The sequence below is a fragment of the Methylobacterium organophilum genome, from assembly GCF_022533465.1.
Lineage (GTDB): Bacteria > Pseudomonadota > Alphaproteobacteria > Rhizobiales > Beijerinckiaceae > Methylobacterium > Methylobacterium organophilum.
Map to the genome: position 1 here is coordinate 1,502,350 of NZ_CP092848.1, position 18,192 is coordinate 1,520,541.

Below are 18,192 nucleotides of genomic sequence, written 5' to 3' on the forward strand. Positions count from 1 at the left end.
CATCGGGAGACGCGCGCGTGAGCGGCGTGGGCCTGGCGCCGCGCGCCGTCGCGCCCTCCCCCGCCGCCGAGGATCCGCGGGCGCGCATCCTCGCCCTGCGCGAGGGGCTGGAGCACGGCCTGATCGGGGCGCACAAGCTCGTCGAGCGCCTGCTGATCGGTCTCCTGAGCGGCGGCCACCTGCTGATCGAGGGCGCGCCGGGTCTCGCCAAGACCCGCGCGGTCAAGCGCCTGTCGGACGGGCTCGACGGCTCCTTCGCCCGCGTCCAGTGCACGCCGGACCTGATGCCGGCCGACCTCACCGGCACCACGGTGTGGCGCCAGGATGCCGGCACCTTCGAGTTCCTGCCCGGCCCCCTGTTCCACTCCCTGATCCTGGTGGACGAGGTGAACCGCGCCCCGCCCAAGGTGCAGTCGGCCCTGCTCGAATCCATGGCCGAGGGCCAGATCACGGTGGCGGGCCACACCCACGCCCTGCCCGATCCCTTCATGGTGGTGGCGACCCAGAACCCGATCGAGCATGCGGGCACCTTCCCCCTGCCCGAGGCCCAGCTCGATCGCTTCCTGCTCCACGTCGTGGTCGAGATGCCGGACGAGGCGAGCGAGCGGCGCATCCTCGACCTGGTCGAGGGCGAGCTGAACCACCACGCCGAGGCGATGCCGGTGAAGCTCTCCCTGGCGGAGATCCGGGCGGCCCGCGAGGCGGCGCTCGCCACCTATGTCTCGCCGGCCCTCAAGGACTATCTCGTGCGGCTCGTCGCCGGCACCCGCACCGACGCGGTCGCGCCGGAACTGCGCGCGGCGATCGAGCATCCCGCCTCCCCCCGCGGCACCCTCGCCCTGATGGTGGCCGGCAAGGCCCGGGCCTATCTGGCGGGCCGCGACCACGTCATCCCGGAGGACGTGGCGGAGCTCGCCGCCGACGCCCTCGCCCACCGCATCGGCCTCACCTGGCGGGCGGCGGCGGAGGGGCGCACCACCCGCGGCATCATCCAGGGGCTCGTCGAGCGGACCCGGGCGCTCTGAGGCGGGACGCGTCCATGTCCGCCGCCCCCGCCCCCGCCGACGATCCCCTCCTCGCCCCCGGGGTCCATCTGTCCGGCGAGGTGCTGATGGGCCTGCGCCATCTCGCCCGGCGCGGCGTGTCCCCGGCGACCCGCACCCTGGCCGGCCTGCCCGGCGGCATCGTCACGCGCAAGCGCGGCCGCGGCTCCGAGCCCGACGACGTGCGGCTCTGGTCGGAGGGCGACGACCGGCGCCACATCGACCGCAACGCCACGGCGCGCACGGGCATCCTGCATGTCCGCACCCATCACGACGAGCGCGACCGGGCGGTGGTGCTCCTCGCCGATTTCCGGCCCTCCATGCTGTTCGGGACGCGGCGGGCCCTGCGCTCCGTCGCGGCGGCGGAGGCCCTCGCCCTGCTCGGCTGGCGCATCGTCGGCGATGGCGGCCGCATCGGCCTGATCGCGGCGGGCCTCGGGGAGCCCGCGGTGATCCGCCCGGCCGGGGGCGAGCGGGCGATGACGGCGGTCACCGGCGCCCTCGCCCAGGCCCATGCCCGGGCCCTGGCCGCGTCCGAGCGGGCCGACCCGCCGCTTTCGGAGAGCCTCACCCTGGCCGGCAGCCTGCTGCCCTCCGGCGGCCATCTCGTCGTCGCCAGTGCCTTCGATGCCCCTGGTCCCGATTTCGACCCGCTGCTCACGGCTCTGGCTGAGCGGCTCTCGATCAGCGCCCTCGTGGTCAGCGACGCCTTCGAGCGGGACCGCCCGGCCGGCTTCTACCCCTTCGCCACGCCGGACGGGGCGCGCGGCACCCTCCAGGCCCGCGGCCGCGCGGCGGCGAACGGGCTGGAGGAGCGCCTGCTCGATCTGCATCGCCGGGGCGTCGAAGGCCTGCGCATCGATGCGGAGGCCGGTCCGGAGAGCTACGCCCCGCTGATGGAGCGGCTCGATGCCCTGCTCTGAGATGTCGTCCTCCGAGGCGCCTTCGCCGGGCGGGCAGCCGTGACGCCCGCGCCCGATCTCTCCGCCCTGCGCAGCCTGCACCTGCCCACCGGCGGCACCGGCGTACAGGGGGCGGTCGTGGCCGCCATCGCCGCCGGCTTCGCCCTCGCCCTGCTCGTCGGGCTGGTGCGGGTCCTGCAGGCGCGCCGCAGCGCTTCCCTGCGCCGGGCGGCCCTGCGGGAGCTCGCCCGGACCGCCGCCCTGGAGCCCGAAGCCCGGCGCGTGGCCCAGGCCCGGCTGCTGCGCCGGGTCGTGCGCTCGCTGAAAGGGGAGGCGGCCGCCGCGAGCCGCGGGGAGGCCTGGGCCTCCATCTTGGACCAGACCTTCGCCACCACCTTCTTCAGCCGGGGCGGCGGCCGCCTCCTCGTGGAGGGGCTCTATCGCCGGCCGGCCGCCGCGGATTCCGCCGCCCTCGATGCCGAGCTCGGCCGGCTCTTCGCCAAGATCCGGGCCTGACGCCATGTTCGCCCTGCCCGCCTGGCTCTCCGCCGCCCTCACCGCCTTCGATCTCGCCGCGCCCCTCGCGCTGCTGCTCCTGCCCCTGCCCCTGATCGCCGCGCGGCTGATGCCGGCGGAGCGCGAGGGCGGCAGCGGCGCGCTCCTGGTGCCGCCGACCCTCGTCGGCGGGGCCGAGCGCGGCGCCGGCCTGGTCGCCAGCGGCCGCGGCCGGGCCTGGCTGATTTGGATCCTGTGGATCGCCCTGACCGTGGCGCTCGCCGGGCCGCGCCTGGTCCTGCCCGCGAGCGCCCTGCCCGCCTCCGGCCGGGAGATCATCCTCGCCCTCGACCTCTCGGGCAGCATGGAGCGCAAGGATTTCTTCCTCGACGGCGAAACCGTGAGCCGGCTGGAGGCGGTCAAGCGCGTGGGCGCCGGCTTCATCCGGGCGCGGGCGGGGGACCGGATCGGCCTCGTGCAATTCGCCAACGAGGCCTATGTCGCCGCCGCGCCGACCTTCGACACCGCCGCCGTCGCCCACGCCCTGGAGGAGGCGACGATCGGTCTGGTCGGCCGCTCCACCGGCATCGGCGACGGCCTCGGCCTCGCCCTGAAGCGGCTCAGCGCCGGCAAGCCCGGCCCGGAGGAGGGCGCTCCGGTCAAGGACAAGGTCGTGGTGCTGCTCTCGGACGGGGCCAACAATGCCGGCCAGACCCTGCCGAGGGACGTGGCGGCGCTGGCCAAGGAGGTCGGCGTGCGCATCTACACGATCGCCCTCGGCCCGCGGGACATGGACGACAACCCGGACGGCGAGCAGGACGTGGTCGACGCGCAGACCCTGCGCGAGATGGCCGAGGTCAGCGGCGGCAAGGCCTTCCGCGTGAAGACGACGGACGATCTCCAGGACGTGGCGGGCGCCATCGACACCCTGGAGGGCGCGCGCGCCGCCGCGCCGCCCGTGCCCCTGCGGCGCGACCTCTGGCCCTGGCCCGCCGCCCTCGCCTTCCTCTGCGCCTGCGGGCTGCTCGCCACGCGGCGGGCACGGTGAGGCGGACATGACCCTCGACGCCTTCGCCCTCCTCCGCCCGCTCTGGCTCGTCGCCCTGCCCGTCGTGGCGGTGCTGGTCCTGCGCGCGGCCTGGCGCTCGGCACCGCTGGGCGACTGGAGCAAGGCGGTCGATCCCGCCCTGATGGCGCTCCTCGCCCGGCGCGGGGCGGTGCTGGGCGGGCGCCGGCAGGCGAACCTCGCCGCCGGTCTCCTCGCCGCCGTGATCGCCCTGGCCCTGACCGGCCCGGCGGTCGAGCGGCCGGAGGCGGCGGCCTTCCGCAACCTCGACGCCACCGTGGTCGTGCTCGACCTGTCCCGCTCCGTCACCGAGGGCGGCCGCTTCCGGGACGCCCGGCAGGCGGCGGAGTCGGTGGGGCAGGCAGCGGGCACCCGCTCCGTGGCGGTGGTGATCTATGCCGGCGACGCCTATCTCGCCGCCTCCCCGACGACCGACCGCGACAGCCTCGGCACCATGCTGTTCGCCCTCGACGCCGACACCATCCCCGACCGGGGCACGCATCCCGAGCGCGGCCTCGCCCTGGCCCGCCGGACGCTGGCCGAGGCCAACGTGGTCGCCGCGGACGTCGTGCTGATCAGTGACGGGGACGGCGTCGGCCAAGCCGCCGAGCGCGAGGCACAGGCGATCCGGGCCAAGGGTTGGCACCTGCACACCCTGTTCGTGCCGGCTTCCCGCCCCCTCCCCCCGGGCGCCCCCCAGCCCGACGCGGCGGCGCTGGGCCGGCTCGCGAGCGCGGGCGGCGGCCGGGCCGCCGATGTCGACGCCCCCGGCCCCGTGCTCGACCGGGTCGGCGCCAGCACGGCGCAGCATCTCGCCGCCGGCGGCTACAGCGTGCTCGCCTTCGCCGATCTCGGCCGCTGGCTGCTGCTCGCCGCCCTGATCCCGGCCCTGGTCCTCTTCCGCAGGAGCGCCTGAGATGGTCGCGATGCCGGATCGGCGCAGCTTCGCGGGCGCTGTCCCCTTCGGGGTCCCGTCCCTGGCCGGCCTCTCCCGGCGCTGGCGCCGCCATGCCCGGCTCGCCGGCCTCGTCCTGGCCGGTGCCGGCATCCTCGGCCTGAGCCTCGTCTCGGAGCCGCGCACCGGGCTCGGCCGCGCCCTGATGGGGCTCGGCCTGCCCGGGCTCGCCGCCGCGGTCATCACCGATCCGGCCTGGCGCGGCCCCGCCCTCTACGAGGCCGGCCGCTACGAGGCGGCGGCGGCCCTGTTCCGGGAGCAGGGCAAGCGCGGCCGCTACAATCTCGGCAACGCGCTGGCCCGTTCCGGCGATTTCCAGGGGGCGCTTGCGGCCTATGACGAGGCCCTGTCCTTCAACCCGCGCGACGGGGACGCGCAGGCCAACCGCTCCCTGATCGCCAAGCTGATGGAAGAGCCGATCGACCGCGGCAAGGGCGGCGGCCTCGCCAACGGCACCGCGCAATACGGCGCCCGCTACAACAACACCACGAACCAGGACCAGAACGACGACATCAACGCCGCCTCGAGCGGCGAGGGGCTCGCCGGCAACAAGGAGGCGAGCGCCAGCGCCTCCCTGCCCGGCAACAGCAAGGTCGCCCGCCGCGGCAAGGCCGAGCAGCAATCGATCGATTCCGGCAAGGGCGAGGCCCGCGGTTCGGCGAGCGACGCCGCCGGGCGCGGCCGCACCGGCGCCGGCTCGGCCATGGTCGCCGCCGCGCCCGAGCGGGAGGCGCGGCGCGTCACCAAGAGCTTCGAGGCGCACGAGATCCATCCCGACCGGCTCTGGCTGCAGACCCTGCCCGACGATCCCGGCCGCTTCCTGAAGCTGCGCATCAAGGCCGAGCAGATCCGCCGCATCGAGGCGGGCACCGCGATCCCCGGAGGCAGCAATCCATGGTGAGGCTCGCCCGGCTGCTCCTGGCCCTGGTCGCGCTGCTCGCCGCCGCGCCGGGCGCCCGCGCCCTCGACGAGGGCGACCTCGGCCTCACGGTGACGCCGGAGGTGGGCGGCAACGCCACGCCCTATGCCCGGGAGATGGTGCTGCTGCATCTGCGCGGCGTCTACCGCACCCAGATCCTGCTGGAGGAGGTGATTCAGCCGACGCTGACCAACTTCTCCTGGACGCAGCTCGGCCGGGACAGCTGGTCGCGCACGCGGATGCCGGACGGGCAGATGGCGCTGCAATTCGAGCGTACCGTCGCCATCTTCGCCCACCATGCCGGCGACTTCACCATCGAGCCTTTCGTCCACAAGCTGACAATCAACGACAATGGCGAGCGCAAGGTGGTGGAGGTGCGCTCCGCCCCGACCGCCCTGCCCGTGGCGACCTGGACGCAGCCGACCGGCGGCCCGGAGGCCCCCGAGCCCTGGTGGCTCGCCGCCCGCGACGTCAGCATCACCGACAGCTGGGACCCGGATCCGGAGACCCTGAAGGTCGGCGCCACCGCCCGCCGCATCGTCACCCTGGAGGCCCAGGGCGTGCTGGCTGAGGGCCTGCCGCCCCGCCCGGTCATGCGCACCCGCGGCATCGTCACCTTCTCCGGCCCGGTGAAGCGCGAGACCATCGTCACCCCGCAGGGGCCGGTGGCCCGGGCGACCTATCAATGGGACATCCGCCCCGGCGTGCCGGAGGCGATCCCGCTGGACGCCATCCAGATCCCCTGGTTCGACACCGTGTCCCGGGTGATGCGGGAGGCGGAGATCCCCGCCCGCCAGATCGGCGGCGGCCTGGTCGACCGCGATGAGAACCTGACGCCGGTCGCCTCCGCCTCCTGGGGCGTGGTGCTGGCCGCGGGGCTCGCCGCTTTCGGGCTCGGGCTGCTTCTCGTCGGTATCGTGCCCGGACGCGGGTGGCTGCGCCTCGACGGCGCCCTGCGGCGGCGCCTGAGCCGGGCCGCCGCTTCGGGGGACGCGACCGGCTTCCGCGCCACCCTGGCCCAGGCCCAGCAGGCCGAGCCGGCGCTGGCCGCCTGCTGGCAGGCCGATCCCGCCCTCGCCGCGCCGCTCGCCGCCCTCGACGCCCATGTCTACGGCACCGGCCGCGCACCGGCGCCCGACCTGCCGGCCCTCGCCCGCCGCCTCGCCCGCCCGTGCCGGACCCCTGCCGACCCGCTCGCCCCCGCACCGAAGCTCGCGCCCCTCGACGGCTACCGGCCGGCGTCCGGCTGAGGCGGGTTCAGGCGAGGGGATGCGCCCCCCGACCGACGCGCCCCTCGACGTGAACGGCAAGCCCAACGGGCTGCGCGAGGCCGTCACCGCCTTCTTCGCCGGGAACGAGAGCGTCTGGGAGCTGCAGGCGGAGCTGCGCACCGCCGCGACGATGCCGATCGAGGACGCTTCGAAGCCCTGGTCGGAGACGGAGAGCCCCTACGTTGCCGTCGCCCGGATCACCGTGCCGCGCCAGGAAGCCTGGAGCGAAGCCCGCTCCGAGGCGTCGGAAATAGCCGGCTAATCGAAGCTCGATCCGGCGGTTTGGTGTGGGTTTGGGGGCTCTATCCTGAGCTCGGCCAGCGCCTGGGCCAGGGCATTGACTTGGCCCTCGTCATGGGCGGCGGAGAAGGCCACCCGCAGGCGGGCCGTGTCCTTCGGCACGGTCGGCGGCCGGATCGCCACGACGAGGAAGCCCCGCGCCTCCAGGGCGCGGGACAAGGTGAGCGCCTCCTCCGCTGCGCCGACCATGACCGGCACGATCGGGCTCTGCGCCGGCGGGAGCCCGAGCCTGTCCGTGAAGCGGCGGGCCAGCGCGAGCGGCCGGGCGGCGCGCTCCGGCTCGGCCTCGACGATCTCCAGGGCCGCCAGCGCGGCGGCGGCGGAGGCCGGGGGTAGGCCGGTGGTGTAGACGAAGCTGCGGGCGCGGCTCGTCAGCAGGTCGATCACCGCTCGCGAGGCGCAGAGATAGCCGCCATAGGAGCCGAGCGTCTTCGACAGGGTGCCCATCTCCAGGGGTGCCCGCGCCCCGGGCTCGACCACGCCGAGGCCGTGGGCGTCGTCGACCAGGGTCCAGGCATCGTGCTCGGCCGCGATCGCCAGGATCGTCTCGATCGGCGCCCGGTCCCCGTCCATGCTGAAGATCCGCTCCGTCAGGATCAGGGCCCGCTTCGCCTTGCCTCGGCGGCGGCCGAGCAGTTCGGCGAGATGCGAAGGGTCGTTGTGGCGGAAGCGCAGCATCTCCGCGCCCGACAGCTTCACCCCCGAGAACAGGCAGGAATGGCCGAGCGCGTCGACAAGGACGAGGTCGCCCGGGCCGACGAGGCCTGAGACGATACCGAGATTGGCGAGATAGCCGCTGCCGAAGACAAGGGCCGCCTCCTTGCCCTTATGGGCGGCCAGCCGCTCCTCCAGGGCAACGAGGGGCGGGTGGTTGCCGGTGACGAGCCGCGCGGCCCCGGCCCCGGCGCCATAGCGCTCCAGCGCCGTGCGGCCCGCAGCGATCACGCGGGGATCCTGCGAGAGGCCGAGATAGTCGTTGCAGGAGAAAGAGATCAGCGCGCGTCCATCCCGCGTCGCGCGGCTCCTCGCGCCGCGCGCGGTCGGCACGAGCCGGCGGCGCAGGGAAGAGGCGTCGAGCGCGGCGAGCGATTCGCACGCGAAGGCGTCGAGGCTGGCAGCGGGATCTGACATACCGTCTCACAGCGGCGCCCGACGGGGATGTCAAGCGGACCGAATGCTCCGTCGCCAGGTGAGGGCTGGGGGCGCACAGGCCGTTTTCGCAACAGGCTGCGCATGTCGTCACTGCTTCGGCTGCTGCGGTGGTCGACGCCGCCTTGCCTCCCGCGCTGCAGCATGCCACCCTGAAATGGTCCGATACAGACGATACGGGAGAGCCCAGGCCGGCCATGCCGGCCATGGCGCCGACGGAGCAACCACCCCCGGAAACTCTCAGGCACAATCACCGTATCGTTGGACAATCTGGAGAGAGGCGCCGTTTGGCGTCCACCGAAGGAGAAACCTCGGGCTCGCAAGGGCGCGGGGGAAGCTCTCAGGTAACCGCGACAGATGGGGGCGACTCGCCTGCCGGCCGGCAGGCGAGAGCCGATCGTCGTGGGAGCCTTGATGACCCAGATTGCCCCTGAGCGGACCCTTCCCGATTCGACCCCTGCGCAGGCCGCTTCGCCCGAGAAGCGCACGCCGCTCCATGCCTTCCATCTGCGGCACGGCGCCAAGATGGTGCCTTTTGCCGGCTATGCGATGCCGCTTCAGTATCCTGCGGGGCTGCTGAAGGAGCATCTCCACACCCGTGCGGCAGCGGGCCTGTTCGACGTGTCGCATATGGGCCAGATCGAGCTGCGCAGCCGAGATCTGGCCGACTCGGCTCGCGCCCTGGAAGCCTTGATCCCGATCGACATCCTCGGTCTCGCGCCGGGGCGGCAGCGCTACGGCTACCTCACGAACGAGGCGGGCGGCATCCTCGACGACCTCATGGTCGCACGGCTGCCGGACCGGCTGGTGGTGGTGGTCAACGCCGCCTGCAAGATCGCCGACGAGGCGCATCTGCGAGCGCATCTGCCGGCCGAGGTGGCGCTCACCGTCGAGGATCGGGCGCTGATCGCCCTGCAGGGTCCCCAGGCCGGGGCGGTGCTCGCCGGCTTCGCGGAGGTGGAGGCCATGCGCTTCCAGGACGTGCGGGCGGTCGAGATCCTCGGCGCGCCCTGTCTCGTTGCCCGCTCCGGCTATACCGGCGAGGACGGCTTCGAGATCGCAATTCCTACGGACCGGGCGGAGGACTTCGCCGAGGCCCTGCTCGCCGATCCTCGGGTGCTGCCGATCGGCCTCGGCGCCCGGGATTCCCTGCGCCTGGAGGCGGGGCTTCCGCTCTACGGCGCCGATCTCGACACCACCACGAGCCCGGTCGAGGCGGGGCTTGCCTGGGCGATTTCCCCCGCCCGCCGCGCGGGCGGGGCGCGGGCGGGCGGCTTTCTCGGTATGGAGCGTATCCTTGCCGAGATGGCGGCCGGCCCTCCGCGGTGCCGCGTCGGCCTGAAGCCGGAGGGCCGCGCGCTCGTGCGGGCCGGGGCCATGCTCTTCGCGGAGGAGGGGGCAGACACGCCCGTCGGGCTGGTCACCTCCGGCGGCTTCGGCCCGACCGTGGCAGGGCCCGTCGCCATGGGCTTCGTGCCGGCGGCCCTCGCCGCCCCCGGCACCCGCCTGTTCGCGGAGGTCCGCGGCCAGCGCCTCGCCCTCTCCGTCTCTCCCCTCCCCTTCGTTCCCGCCGGCTTCAAGCGCGGCTGATCCCCCTCATCTATCAGGAGTTTTCCCATGCTGCGCTTCACCGACGAGCACGAATGGCTGCGCCTCGAGGGCGACGTCGCCACGGTCGGCATCACCTCGCATGCCGCCGAGCAGCTCGGCGACCTCGTCTTCGTGGAACTGCCGAAAGTCGGCGCCAAACTCACCAAGGGGGAGGCCGCGGCGGTGGTCGAATCCGTCAAGGCAGCCTCGGACGTCTATGCGCCCCTCTCCGGCGAGGTCACCGAGATCAACGAGGCGGCGGTGGCCGATCCGGCCTCGGTCGGTGCCGACCCGCAGGGCGCGGGCTGGCTCTACAAGCTGAAGCTCGACGACGTGGCGGCCATGGATGGCCTGATGGACGAGGCCGCCTACGCGGCCTTCGCCGGATAGTGCCGCCCCGACCCTCCCCGCGGAGGGGGAGGGTCGCACAGCCCTTCTGCCCGAGAGGCATCCCATGAAATACGACAAGCACGATCCCTTCGATTTCGCCGCACGCCGGCATATCGGGCCGAGGCTCAGCGAGATCGACCAGATGCTGGAGACGGTCGGCGCCCGGTCGCTGCACGCGCTGATCGACGAGACGCTGCCCCCCGATATCCGGCAGGCCGAGTACATCGATTTCGGCCCCTCCCTCACCGAGCGCCGAGCGCTGGAGAAGCTGCGGGCGACGGCGAACAAGAACCGACTGCTCGTCTCGCTGATCGGCCAGGGCTACCACGGCACCACGATGCCGCCGGCGATCCAGCGCAACATCTTCGAGAACCCGGCCTGGTATACGGCCTATTCGCCCTACCAGCCGGAGATCAGCCAGGGTCGCCTCGAGGCGCTGTTGAACTTCCAGACCATGGTCTGCGACCTGACGGGGCTCGATGTGGCAAACGCCTCGCTCCTCGACGAGGCGACCGCTGCGGCAGAGGCCATGGGCATGGCCAGGCGCGTGGCAAAGTCCGATAAGAACGCCTTCTTCGTCGATCGCGACTGCCTGCCCCAGACCATCGCCGTGCTGAAGACCCGGGCGGCGCCCCTCGGCTGGGAGGTCGTGGTCGGCGACCCCTTCACCGACCTCGACGCGGGCGCCGTGTTCGGCGCGCTGTTCCAGTATCCGGGGGTGAACGGGGCGATCCACGATTTCACGGGGCCCATCGCCGCGCTGCACGCGGCGGGTGCGCTGGGCGTGGTCGCGGCCGATCCGCTGGCGCTGACGCTCCTGAAGCCTCCGGGCGAGATGGGCGCGGACATCGCCATCGGCTCGATGCAGCGTTACGGCGTGCCCATGGGCTTCGGCGGCCCGCACGCCGCCTATATGGCAACCCGGGATGCCCACAAGCGGGCGCTGCCGGGCCGTATCGTCGGCGTCTCGGTCGATGCCCGCGGCAACCGTTCCTATCGGCTCGCCCTGCAGACCCGCGAGCAGCATATCCGCCGGGAGAAGGCGACCTCGAACATCTGCACGAGCCAGGTGCTGCTCGCGGTCATCGCCTCGATGTTCGCGGTCTATCACGGGCCAGCGGGCCTCAAGGCCATCGCCCTGCGGGTCCACCGCGACGCAGTGCGCCTGGCGGCGGGCCTGGAGAGGCTGGGCTTCACGGTCGAACCGAAGGAATTCTTTGACACGATTACCGTCCAGGTCGGACCCTTCCAAGGCGTGATCCTGGGCAGCGCCGTCGAAAACGGGGTGAACTTGCGCAAGGTCGGTGATGACCGCATCGGCATCAGCGTCGACCAGCGCACCCGGCCCGACATCGTGCAGGCGGTTTGGCGCGCCTTCGGCGGCGCCGACCTGCCCTATGACGAGGCCTATCCCGAGACGCGCCTGCCGGAGGCTCTGGAGCGCACCTCCGAGTATCTGACGCATCCGATCTTCCACATGAACCGGGCCGAGAGCGAGATGACGCGCTACATGCGCCGCCTCGCGGATCGCGATCTGGCCCTCGACCGGGCGATGATCCCGCTCGGCTCCTGCACCATGAAGCTCAACGCCACCGCCGAGATGCTGCCGATCTCCTGGCCCGAATTCTCGGAGATCCATCCCTTCGTGCCGGTGGATCAGGCCGAGGGCTACCAGGAGCTGATCGACGACCTGAGCCAGAAGCTCTGTGCCGTCACCGGCTACGACGCGATCTCGATGCAGCCCAATTCCGGCGCCCAAGGCGAATATGCGGGGCTGCTGGCCATCCGCGCCTATCACCGGTCGCGCGGCGAGGGGCACCGCAACGTCTGCCTGATCCCATCCTCGGCCCACGGCACCAACCCGGCCTCGGCGCAGATGTGCGGCATGAGCGTGGTGGTCGTCGGTGCGGACGCTCAGGGCAACATCGACGTCGAGGATTTTCGCAAGAAGGCCGAGCTGCATTCCGAAAAGCTCGCCGCTTGCATGATCACCTATCCCTCGACCCACGGCGTGTTCGAGGCGCGGGTGCGTGAGCTCTGCGAGATCGTCCATACCCATGGCGGGCAGGTCTATCTCGATGGCGCCAATCTCAACGCAATGGTGGGCCTCGCCCGGCCCGGCGACATCGGCGCCGATGTCAGCCATCTCAACCTGCACAAGACCTTCTGCATCCCGCATGGCGGCGGCGGGCCGGGCATGGGGCCCATCGGCGTCAAGGCGCACCTGATCCCGTTCCTGCCCTCCGATCCGCGTTCGGGCGAGGCGGGCGCGGTCTCGGCCGCTCCCTTCGGCTCGGCCTCGATCCTGCCGATCTCCTGGAGCTACTGCCTGATGATGGGTGGGCGCGGCCTGACCCAGGCGACGCGGGTGGCGATCCTCAACGCCAACTACATCGCCAAGCGGCTGGAGGGCGCCTATCCCATCCTCTATGCCGGTCGGAACGGCCGGGTCGCGCATGAATGCATCGTCGATGTGCGCCCCTTTCAGAAGAGCGCTGGGGTCACCGTCGAGGACATCGCCAAGCGCCTGATCGATTGCGGCTTCCACCCGCCGACCATGAGCTGGCCGGTGGCCGGCACGCTGATGATCGAGCCGACCGAATCCGAGACCAAGGCGGAGATCGACCGCTTCTGCGACGCCATGCTGGCGATCCGCGAGGAGATCCGCGCCATTGAGGAGGGGCGGATCGACAAGGCCGACAACCCGCTCAAGAACGCGCCCCACACGGTGCAGGACCTGATCGGCGCCTGGGAGCGGCCCTATTCGCGGGAGGCGGCCTGCTTCCCCACTGGGTCCTTCCGGATGGACAAGTACTGGCCGCCGGTGAACCGCGTCGACAACGCCTATGGCGACCGCAACCTCGTCTGCTCCTGCCCGCCGCCGGAGGCCTATGGCGAGGCGGCGCAGTAGGGGGAGGGGGCGGGCGGCGTTTGACTCTCCCGCCGCCACCCCCCATCCCGCGCGGATGACCGCGCTCGGCACTCAAAACCTCTGGCGCCCCTACACCCAGATGAAGACCGCCGCGCCGCCGCTAGAAGCGGTGGCGACGCGGGGCTCGCGTATCACCCTGGCCGATGGGCGCGAGCTGATCGACGGCATCGCCTCGTGGTGGACGGCCATTCATGGCTACAATCACCCGCACATCGCCGCGGCGATGGCCGATCAGCTCGCGCGCATGCCGCATGTGATGTTCGGCGGGCTGACCCATGCGCCGGCCGAGCGGCTGGGGCGGCGGCTCGCCGCCCTGCTGCCGGGGGATCTGAACCATGTCTTCTTCACCGATTCCGGCTCGGTCGCCGTCGAAGTCGCCCTGAAGATGGCGGTGCAGCTCTGGCTCAACCGGGGCGAGACCGGCCGGACGCGGGTGCTGGCCTTCCGTGGCGGCTATCACGGCGACACCATGGGCGCGATGTCGGCCTGCGATCCCGAGGAGGGGATGCATCGCCTCTTCGGCGCCTATTTGCCGACCCAGCTCTTCGCCGACTTGCCGCGCCGCCCCGAGCAGGAGGCAGCCCTCGACGCGATGCTCGCCCGTCACCGCCATGAACTCGCGGCGGTGATCGTCGAGCCCCTGGTGCAGGGGGCGGGCGGGATGCTGATGCATCCGCCGGAGGTGCTCGCTACGGTCGCGCGCCTTGCCCGCAGGCACGGCCTGCCGCTCATCGCCGACGAGATCTTCACCGGGTTCGCCCGCACCGGGGCGATGTTCGCCTGTGAGCAGGCCGGCGTGGTGCCTGATATCCTCTGCCTGTCCAAGGCGCTGACCGGTGGCACCCTGGCGCTCGCCGCCACCGTGGCGACCACGGAGATCTTCTCGGCCTTCTGGTCCGACGATCCTGCGGCAGCGCTGATGCACGGACCGACCTTCATGGCCAACCCGCTCGCCTGCGCGGCGGCCAATGCCAGCCTCGACCTGTTCGAAGCCGAGCCTCGTCTTGCCCAGTGTGCCGGGATCGCCGCGCGGCTGACGGAAGGGCTCGCGTCCCTGAAGGGGCGGCCAGGCGTGGCCGACATCCGGGTTCTTGGCGCCGTCGGCACCGTCGAATTCGCGGGAACGCCCGATCTCGCCGATCTCAAGCGGCGCTTCCTTGATCGCGGCGTCTGGGTGCGGCCCTTCGGGCGGATCGTCTATCTCACCCCTGCTTTGACGATCGCTCCCGCCGATCTCGACAGCCTGATCGACGCCGTGCAGGCGGTGGTGCGCGAAACGACAGGATGAATATTGGCCGGCGCGACCTTCGCGCTGCAACCCCGGCTCCCCTTCCCCGTTGGCTCAGGGTGAAACTGAAGCTAGCCTGAACGGCGCTCGGTGGCATCGCGTGGGTCTCGGATCGATCTGGAGGAGTGCATCGTGGGGAGCGACACGACGAATCTGGCGCCCGAACGGCCGGTCATTCTTCTCGTCGAGGACGAGGCGCTCACGATCATGGACCTCGGCGACGTCCTTGAGGATGGCGGTTACGACACGGTACAATGCGCTTCCGCCGAACGCGCCTTGAGCATCCTCCAGGCACGGCCGGATATCTGCGGCCTGGTGACCGATGTGGAGCTGTCTGGCCGGGTCAACGGGTTCGATCTCGCCAATTCCGTCTCGCAGGCCCGGCCGGAACTACCGATCCTGATCGTGTCCGGTCGCGCTGCCCCCGATCCCGAGCGTATGCCCCGGGGTGCGAAGTTCATCTCGCGCCCCTGCGCCGGCGAGGACATCCTGGCTCAGCTCAAGGGGCTGATGCCGACCTGCTAAGCTGCCGCGTCACTCGTTTGGAAGCGGGATGCGGAAGCGTTCGGAGTCCAGCTCGAAGGCGGGCGGCTGGGTGCCGAACCAGCGGGGATAGTAGGGGTCTCGCGCGAGACGCGTCCCCCAGCGTGCGCGGAAGCGAGCCTGCTCCCGCGGATCGACCGTGGGCACGCGGTTGCGGCTCTCGAAATGCGTGAGCACGGCCTGCGCGCAAAAGACGGTGCGCTGGCCCCGCGCCCCGATCTGCAGGCAGAGGTCGACGTCGTTGTAGTTGACGGGAAAGCCCTCGTCGAAGCCGCTCACCGCCTCGAAATCCCGCCGCCGCACCATCATGCAGGCCCCGGTGACGGCGAGATAGTTGCGGTTGGCGATGTTGGAGAAGCCATAGCCCGGGTCGCTGCCGGGAAAACCGCGGCGGACATGATCCGGCAGGCCGTCTCCGAATACGACACCGACATGCTGGAGCGCGCCGCCCTCGTAGACGAGCTTGGCGCCGACGACACCGACCTCCGGGATCTGGAGGAGGCTCAGCATCGCTTCGATCCAGTCCGGCGTGATCACCTCGATGTCGTCGTTGAGAAAGACCAGCACCTCGCCCCGAGCCGCCGCGGCCCCGCGATTCATCTTGGCGGCGAAGTTGAAGACGGGATCGGGATAGGGAACGCTCCGCGCTTGCGTGGCCTTCATGGCGGCCCGGGCGGGGGCGGGAAGAGCCCCGTGCTCGACGACGACGATCTCGATGTGCGGGTAGGTGCTCCGTTCGCGCAGGGACGCGAGGCAGTTCGCCAGGAGATTGACCGAGGCGCCGCGCACGAGGCTGTCACGGCCGGCGCTGGGGATAACGATGGACACGAGGGGCGCGGCTCCGAGGCGGCCGGTGCGCGCGCGCCGCTCCGCCAACGCCCGCCGCGCGGCGTCGGAACCGAGGGTGGGCGAGGGGGCGTCCGCTGCCCGGTGGCAGAGAACCTGCGCCAAGTGGCGCACGCGATCGGTCCGCTCGGTCACGCGGAGCGCGAGGTCGTAGTCGAGGGCGCCCTCGAAACCCTCCCGGTAGCCGCCGACCTCGCGCAGGAGGGCGGTGCGGTAGAGGAGGAACTGTCCGAGATAGGGCACGGCCTCGAAGGTCTCGGGCGACCAATCGGGTTTGAAGAAGGGCGCGTCGCGCCCGCCCGCCGCCGTCATCCTGTCCTCGTCCGTGTAGACGAGGTCGGCCTCCGGATCGGCCTCGATCAGCCGGGCCAGGGCGAAGAGCGCCTGGGGCGAAAGCCTATCGCCGTCCTCGACAAAGGCGGTGTAGGCGCCCGAGGCTTGGGCCAGGGCTCCATTTAACACCGCGACGCGGCCGGGCTCGAGCGTTCGAGGCCGCAACTTGATCCGCGGGTCGCCCACATGATCGCCGAGATCCGGCATCGCCGAGGCTGGGCAGCAGAGCAGAAGCTCCCATTCGCCGTAGCCCTGTGCGACCAGATCTTCGGCCAGGGTGCGCGCGGCCCTGGCATCCTCGACCCAGGCGATCAGGCTGAAGCGGGTCTTGAGGCGGAAAGCGCGCGCGGCCGCCTCCATCGCCATGGGGGAGGGCGTCGCGGGCGCTTCCACCGCCGCGATCCAGGCGTCGTAGGAGGCCGCGGCCTGTTTCGGGCCGGCCCCGCGGGCCAGCCGGCGCAGGATTTCCCGGGGCGGCACGGTCCGGATCAGGCCGAAGGCCCGGCGCAGGAGCCGCGCTGGCGAGCGCTCGCCCGGTGGCAGCCGCAGGAGGATCCGGCGGGCGAGGTGATAGGCGACCTGTGGCGGGGCGAGCGGCTCCACGCGGGCGGTGGTGATTTGGAAGGCGCCGGGCCCGGCAGCTTCGATCCCGATCCTCCGCAACCCTCGCGGCAGGCGTAGCACGTCCTCGCTTCCCGTTCCGGTCTGGCTCGGCCGGATATGCAGGGCGCTCTCCTCCGCCTCGAAGGCGAGGGTGAGCGCGAGGGGCGCCTCGCCGATTGCACGCAGGTCGGTCCGCAGCCGGACCCAACGGCCGGAAAGCCGGTGCGCCGGCGGATCGGTCTCGAGGATGAGAGAGGCAGTGTCTTCGGCCGCCTGCCAATGTCCCTCGGCCGAGCGGCTCAGGCCGCGCGCGGGGCGAATCCGTGCCGGCCGCGCGCCAAAGATCCCCATGCGCATGCCGCTCCGCGCCCTCTTTTCCGCCGACTGCCCGATCGGCCTGCGGTGCTTGGGGCGCGCGCAGCCTCAAGGCAAGATGCATGGGTGCAGTGGGCTTCTGTCATCGAAGCTTCATGGCTAGGCTGGCACATGCGCCCCGTCGGGTCTTTTGCCCGCCGCGTAGCGAGGATCGAGGGGTGCACGTCATGTCCGCAACGGTGGAGGAGCCGATGGCGGCGTCCGCCAGCGATACGACCGCGTCGCTCCTCGGCAAGTCGACCCTGAAGGCCTCGTCCGACAAGGCGGCGGAGAAGGAGGGCAAGGCCGCCAAGCGGCTGCGTCCGCCCGCGGCCAAGAGTGTGGGCTGGGCCTTGGTCCAGGCTGCGCGGCTGCACCGCGCCCGTGTCGGCGACCGGCTCGCTGCGCTCGATCTCTTCGCGGGGCAGGAGCAGGTGGTGCAGGCCCTGGCCGCTGCCGGCAGCATGACCATGGGCGATCTCGCTGCAACCTTGCGCGTGCGCCCGCCGACCGCTTCCAAGACGATCTCGCGGCTCGCCGCCCTCGGTTTCGTGGAACGCCGGGCGGAAGCCGGTGACGGGCGTATCGTGCGCGTCCGTCTCACGGAGGCGGGCCTGGCCAAGGCCGCGGCGATCGAGCGGATCTGGGATGATGTCGAGGCGGAGTTGCTCGACGGCTTCGACAACAAGGAGAAGCGGCGCCTGCGCAAGCTCCTGCGCCGCTCCGCCAGCAACCTCGCCGAGGCCGCCGGCGTCACGGGCCACGAGGCGGATGCTGACATGGACCCGGACGGCGATCTCGACGGGAATGACGACGTCGAGCCCTTGCTCGGCACAGACGCGATCGGCCGCCCGGCCTGAGCGGCGGTCCATTCATCACGAAACGATCCGAGCCTTCTCTAACGGCCGAGCACGCTGTTAGAGAGGGCTTTTGTCGTTATGCCGTCTGGGTTGAATGCCGCGGGATGGGCTTCGCACGAGCATGGTTCGGCCCGGCCTCGCCATGCCTGAAGCGCCATTAAGGCCTTGGGCCGGGAAGCGTCTGAGCGAGAAGCTTGAAAGAGATGGTACCACCGCCCCGGCTCGAACGGGGGACCCCTAGATCCACAATCTAGTGCTCTAACCAACTGAGCTACGGCGGCACGCGGGGGCGGTGTATCGCGGGATCGCGGGTTTTTCAAGCGAGGATGATGCCTTCCGGCGAGATCGGGAAA

Annotated in this window: 16 protein-coding genes, 1 tRNA gene and 1 riboswitch; of the genes, 14 read left to right on the forward strand and 3 right to left on the reverse strand. The window is 71.8% G+C overall.

Going from position 1 to position 18,192, the window contains the following annotated elements; translation table 11 throughout:
• The first annotated feature begins 26 nt into the window (after positions 1-26).
• Genes MMB17_RS06925 through MMB17_RS06960 form a run of 8 tightly spaced genes read left to right on the forward strand, consistent with a single transcriptional unit; the run spans position 27 to position 6,913 of the window.
• Positions 27-1,025 (forward strand): AAA family ATPase, encoded by a 999-nt coding sequence (locus MMB17_RS06925; protein ID WP_420847371.1) that lies wholly within the window; start codon positions 27-29, stop codon positions 1,023-1,025.
• A 14-nt stretch (positions 1,026-1,039) separates the two neighbouring features.
• On the forward strand, positions 1,040-1,966 hold the full coding sequence (locus MMB17_RS06930; RefSeq protein ID WP_241101548.1) for a DUF58 domain-containing protein: 927 nt from the start codon (positions 1,040-1,042) through the stop codon (positions 1,964-1,966).
• A gap of 39 nt (positions 1,967-2,005) precedes the next feature.
• Complete coding sequence (locus MMB17_RS06935; RefSeq protein WP_241101549.1) at positions 2,006-2,461, forward strand: DUF4381 domain-containing protein; 456 nt, start codon at positions 2,006-2,008, stop codon at positions 2,459-2,461.
• 4 nt (positions 2,462-2,465) lie between these two features.
• Positions 2,466-3,488: a VWA domain-containing protein gene (locus tag MMB17_RS06940; protein WP_420847345.1), complete on the forward strand. Its 1,023-nt coding sequence runs from the start codon at positions 2,466-2,468 to the stop codon at positions 3,486-3,488.
• A 7-nt stretch (positions 3,489-3,495) separates the two neighbouring features.
• Positions 3,496-4,422, forward strand: coding sequence for a vWA domain-containing protein (locus MMB17_RS06945; protein ID WP_241101550.1), 927 nt, complete (start codon positions 3,496-3,498; stop codon positions 4,420-4,422).
• A gap of 1 nt (position 4,423) precedes the next feature.
• A complete protein-coding gene (locus tag MMB17_RS06950; RefSeq protein WP_420847346.1) occupies positions 4,424-5,362 on the forward strand; it encodes a tetratricopeptide repeat protein in 939 nt (312 codons plus the stop codon).
• Positions 5,356-6,630: a hypothetical protein gene (locus MMB17_RS06955; RefSeq protein WP_241101551.1), complete on the forward strand. Its 1,275-nt coding sequence runs from the start codon at positions 5,356-5,358 to the stop codon at positions 6,628-6,630. Before MMB17_RS06950 ends, MMB17_RS06955 begins: the two co-directional genes overlap by 7 nt.
• A 19-nt stretch (positions 6,631-6,649) precedes the next feature.
• A complete protein-coding gene (locus tag MMB17_RS06960) occupies positions 6,650-6,913 on the forward strand; it encodes a catalase family protein (RefSeq protein WP_241101552.1) in 264 nt (87 codons plus the stop codon).
• Here MMB17_RS06960 and MMB17_RS06965 read toward each other — a convergent pair.
• Positions 6,910-8,082, reverse strand: a complete 1,173-nt coding sequence (locus tag MMB17_RS06965) for an aminotransferase class I/II-fold pyridoxal phosphate-dependent enzyme (RefSeq protein ID WP_241101553.1) — start codon at positions 8,080-8,082, stop codon at positions 6,910-6,912. The genes MMB17_RS06960 and MMB17_RS06965 overlap by 4 nt on opposite strands.
• A 185-nt stretch (positions 8,083-8,267) precedes the next feature.
• Positions 8,268-8,366, forward strand: a riboswitch (glycine riboswitch).
• A 259-nt stretch (positions 8,367-8,625) separates the two neighbouring features.
• Here MMB17_RS06965 and gcvT point away from each other — a divergent pair.
• From gcvT to MMB17_RS06990, 5 genes are all read left to right on the forward strand, one after another.
• The gene (gene gcvT / locus MMB17_RS06970) at positions 8,626-9,690 is read left to right on the forward strand and encodes a glycine cleavage system aminomethyltransferase GcvT (protein ID WP_241102146.1); all 1,065 of its coding nucleotides are present in this window, start codon (positions 8,626-8,628) and stop codon (positions 9,688-9,690) included.
• 27 nt (positions 9,691-9,717) lie between these two features.
• Complete coding sequence (gcvH, locus tag MMB17_RS06975; RefSeq protein WP_241101554.1) at positions 9,718-10,080, forward strand: glycine cleavage system protein GcvH; 363 nt, start codon at positions 9,718-9,720, stop codon at positions 10,078-10,080.
• Positions 10,081-10,144: 64 nt separating this feature from the next.
• Positions 10,145-12,991: an aminomethyl-transferring glycine dehydrogenase gene (gene gcvP, locus MMB17_RS06980; protein WP_241101555.1), complete on the forward strand. Its 2,847-nt coding sequence runs from the start codon at positions 10,145-10,147 to the stop codon at positions 12,989-12,991.
• A 55-nt stretch (positions 12,992-13,046) separates the two neighbouring features.
• Positions 13,047-14,300: an adenosylmethionine--8-amino-7-oxononanoate transaminase gene (locus tag MMB17_RS06985; RefSeq protein ID WP_241101556.1), complete on the forward strand. Its 1,254-nt coding sequence runs from the start codon at positions 13,047-13,049 to the stop codon at positions 14,298-14,300.
• Positions 14,301-14,432: 132 nt separating this feature from the next.
• Positions 14,433-14,825 (forward strand): response regulator, encoded by a 393-nt coding sequence (locus tag MMB17_RS06990; protein WP_238309376.1) that lies wholly within the window; start codon positions 14,433-14,435, stop codon positions 14,823-14,825.
• Positions 14,826-14,834: 9 nt separating this feature from the next.
• Here MMB17_RS06990 and MMB17_RS06995 read toward each other — a convergent pair whose 3' ends face one another.
• Positions 14,835-16,976, reverse strand: a complete 2,142-nt coding sequence (locus MMB17_RS06995) for a glycosyltransferase family 2 protein (protein WP_241101557.1) — start codon at positions 16,974-16,976, stop codon at positions 14,835-14,837.
• A gap of 191 nt (positions 16,977-17,167) precedes the next feature.
• On the opposite strand from MMB17_RS06995, the gene MMB17_RS07000 reads away from it, so the two are divergent.
• The gene (locus MMB17_RS07000; RefSeq protein ID WP_420847347.1) at positions 17,168-17,839 is read left to right on the forward strand and encodes a MarR family winged helix-turn-helix transcriptional regulator; all 672 of its coding nucleotides are present in this window, start codon (positions 17,168-17,170) and stop codon (positions 17,837-17,839) included.
• 204 nt (positions 17,840-18,043) lie between these two features.
• On the opposite strand, the gene MMB17_RS07005 is transcribed toward MMB17_RS07000, so the two are convergent.
• A tRNA-His gene (locus tag MMB17_RS07005) sits at positions 18,044-18,120 on the reverse strand.
• Positions 18,121-18,192: the final 72 nt, after the last annotated feature.

What these genes read in the sequence shown, in the direction of transcription:
- gcvT (WP_241102146.1), top strand. Translation starts at nt 8,626, where the DNA reads ATGGTGCCTTTTGCCGGCTATGCGATGCCGCTTCAGTATCCTGCGGGG.
- MMB17_RS06995 (WP_241101557.1), bottom strand. Translation starts at nt 16,976, where the DNA reads ATGGGGATCTTTGGCGCGCGGCCGGCACGGATTCGCCCCGCGCGCGGC.
- MMB17_RS06960 (WP_241101552.1), top strand. Translation starts at nt 6,650, where the DNA reads ATGCGCCCCCCGACCGACGCGCCCCTCGACGTGAACGGCAAGCCCAAC.
- MMB17_RS06950 (WP_420847346.1), top strand. Translation starts at nt 4,424, where the DNA reads ATGGTCGCGATGCCGGATCGGCGCAGCTTCGCGGGCGCTGTCCCCTTC.
- MMB17_RS06930 (WP_241101548.1), top strand. Translation starts at nt 1,040, where the DNA reads ATGTCCGCCGCCCCCGCCCCCGCCGACGATCCCCTCCTCGCCCCCGGG.
- MMB17_RS06945 (WP_241101550.1), top strand. Translation starts at nt 3,496, where the DNA reads ATGACCCTCGACGCCTTCGCCCTCCTCCGCCCGCTCTGGCTCGTCGCC.
- MMB17_RS07000 (WP_420847347.1), top strand. Translation starts at nt 17,168, where the DNA reads ATGTCCGCAACGGTGGAGGAGCCGATGGCGGCGTCCGCCAGCGATACG.
- MMB17_RS06940 (WP_420847345.1), top strand. Translation starts at nt 2,466, where the DNA reads ATGTTCGCCCTGCCCGCCTGGCTCTCCGCCGCCCTCACCGCCTTCGAT.
- gcvH (WP_241101554.1), top strand. Translation starts at nt 9,718, where the DNA reads ATGCTGCGCTTCACCGACGAGCACGAATGGCTGCGCCTCGAGGGCGAC.
- gcvP (WP_241101555.1), top strand. Translation starts at nt 10,145, where the DNA reads ATGAAATACGACAAGCACGATCCCTTCGATTTCGCCGCACGCCGGCAT.
- MMB17_RS06955 (WP_241101551.1), top strand. Translation starts at nt 5,356, where the DNA reads ATGGTGAGGCTCGCCCGGCTGCTCCTGGCCCTGGTCGCGCTGCTCGCC.
- MMB17_RS06985 (WP_241101556.1), top strand. Translation starts at nt 13,047, where the DNA reads ATGACCGCGCTCGGCACTCAAAACCTCTGGCGCCCCTACACCCAGATG.
- MMB17_RS06965 (WP_241101553.1), bottom strand. Translation starts at nt 8,082, where the DNA reads ATGTCAGATCCCGCTGCCAGCCTCGACGCCTTCGCGTGCGAATCGCTC.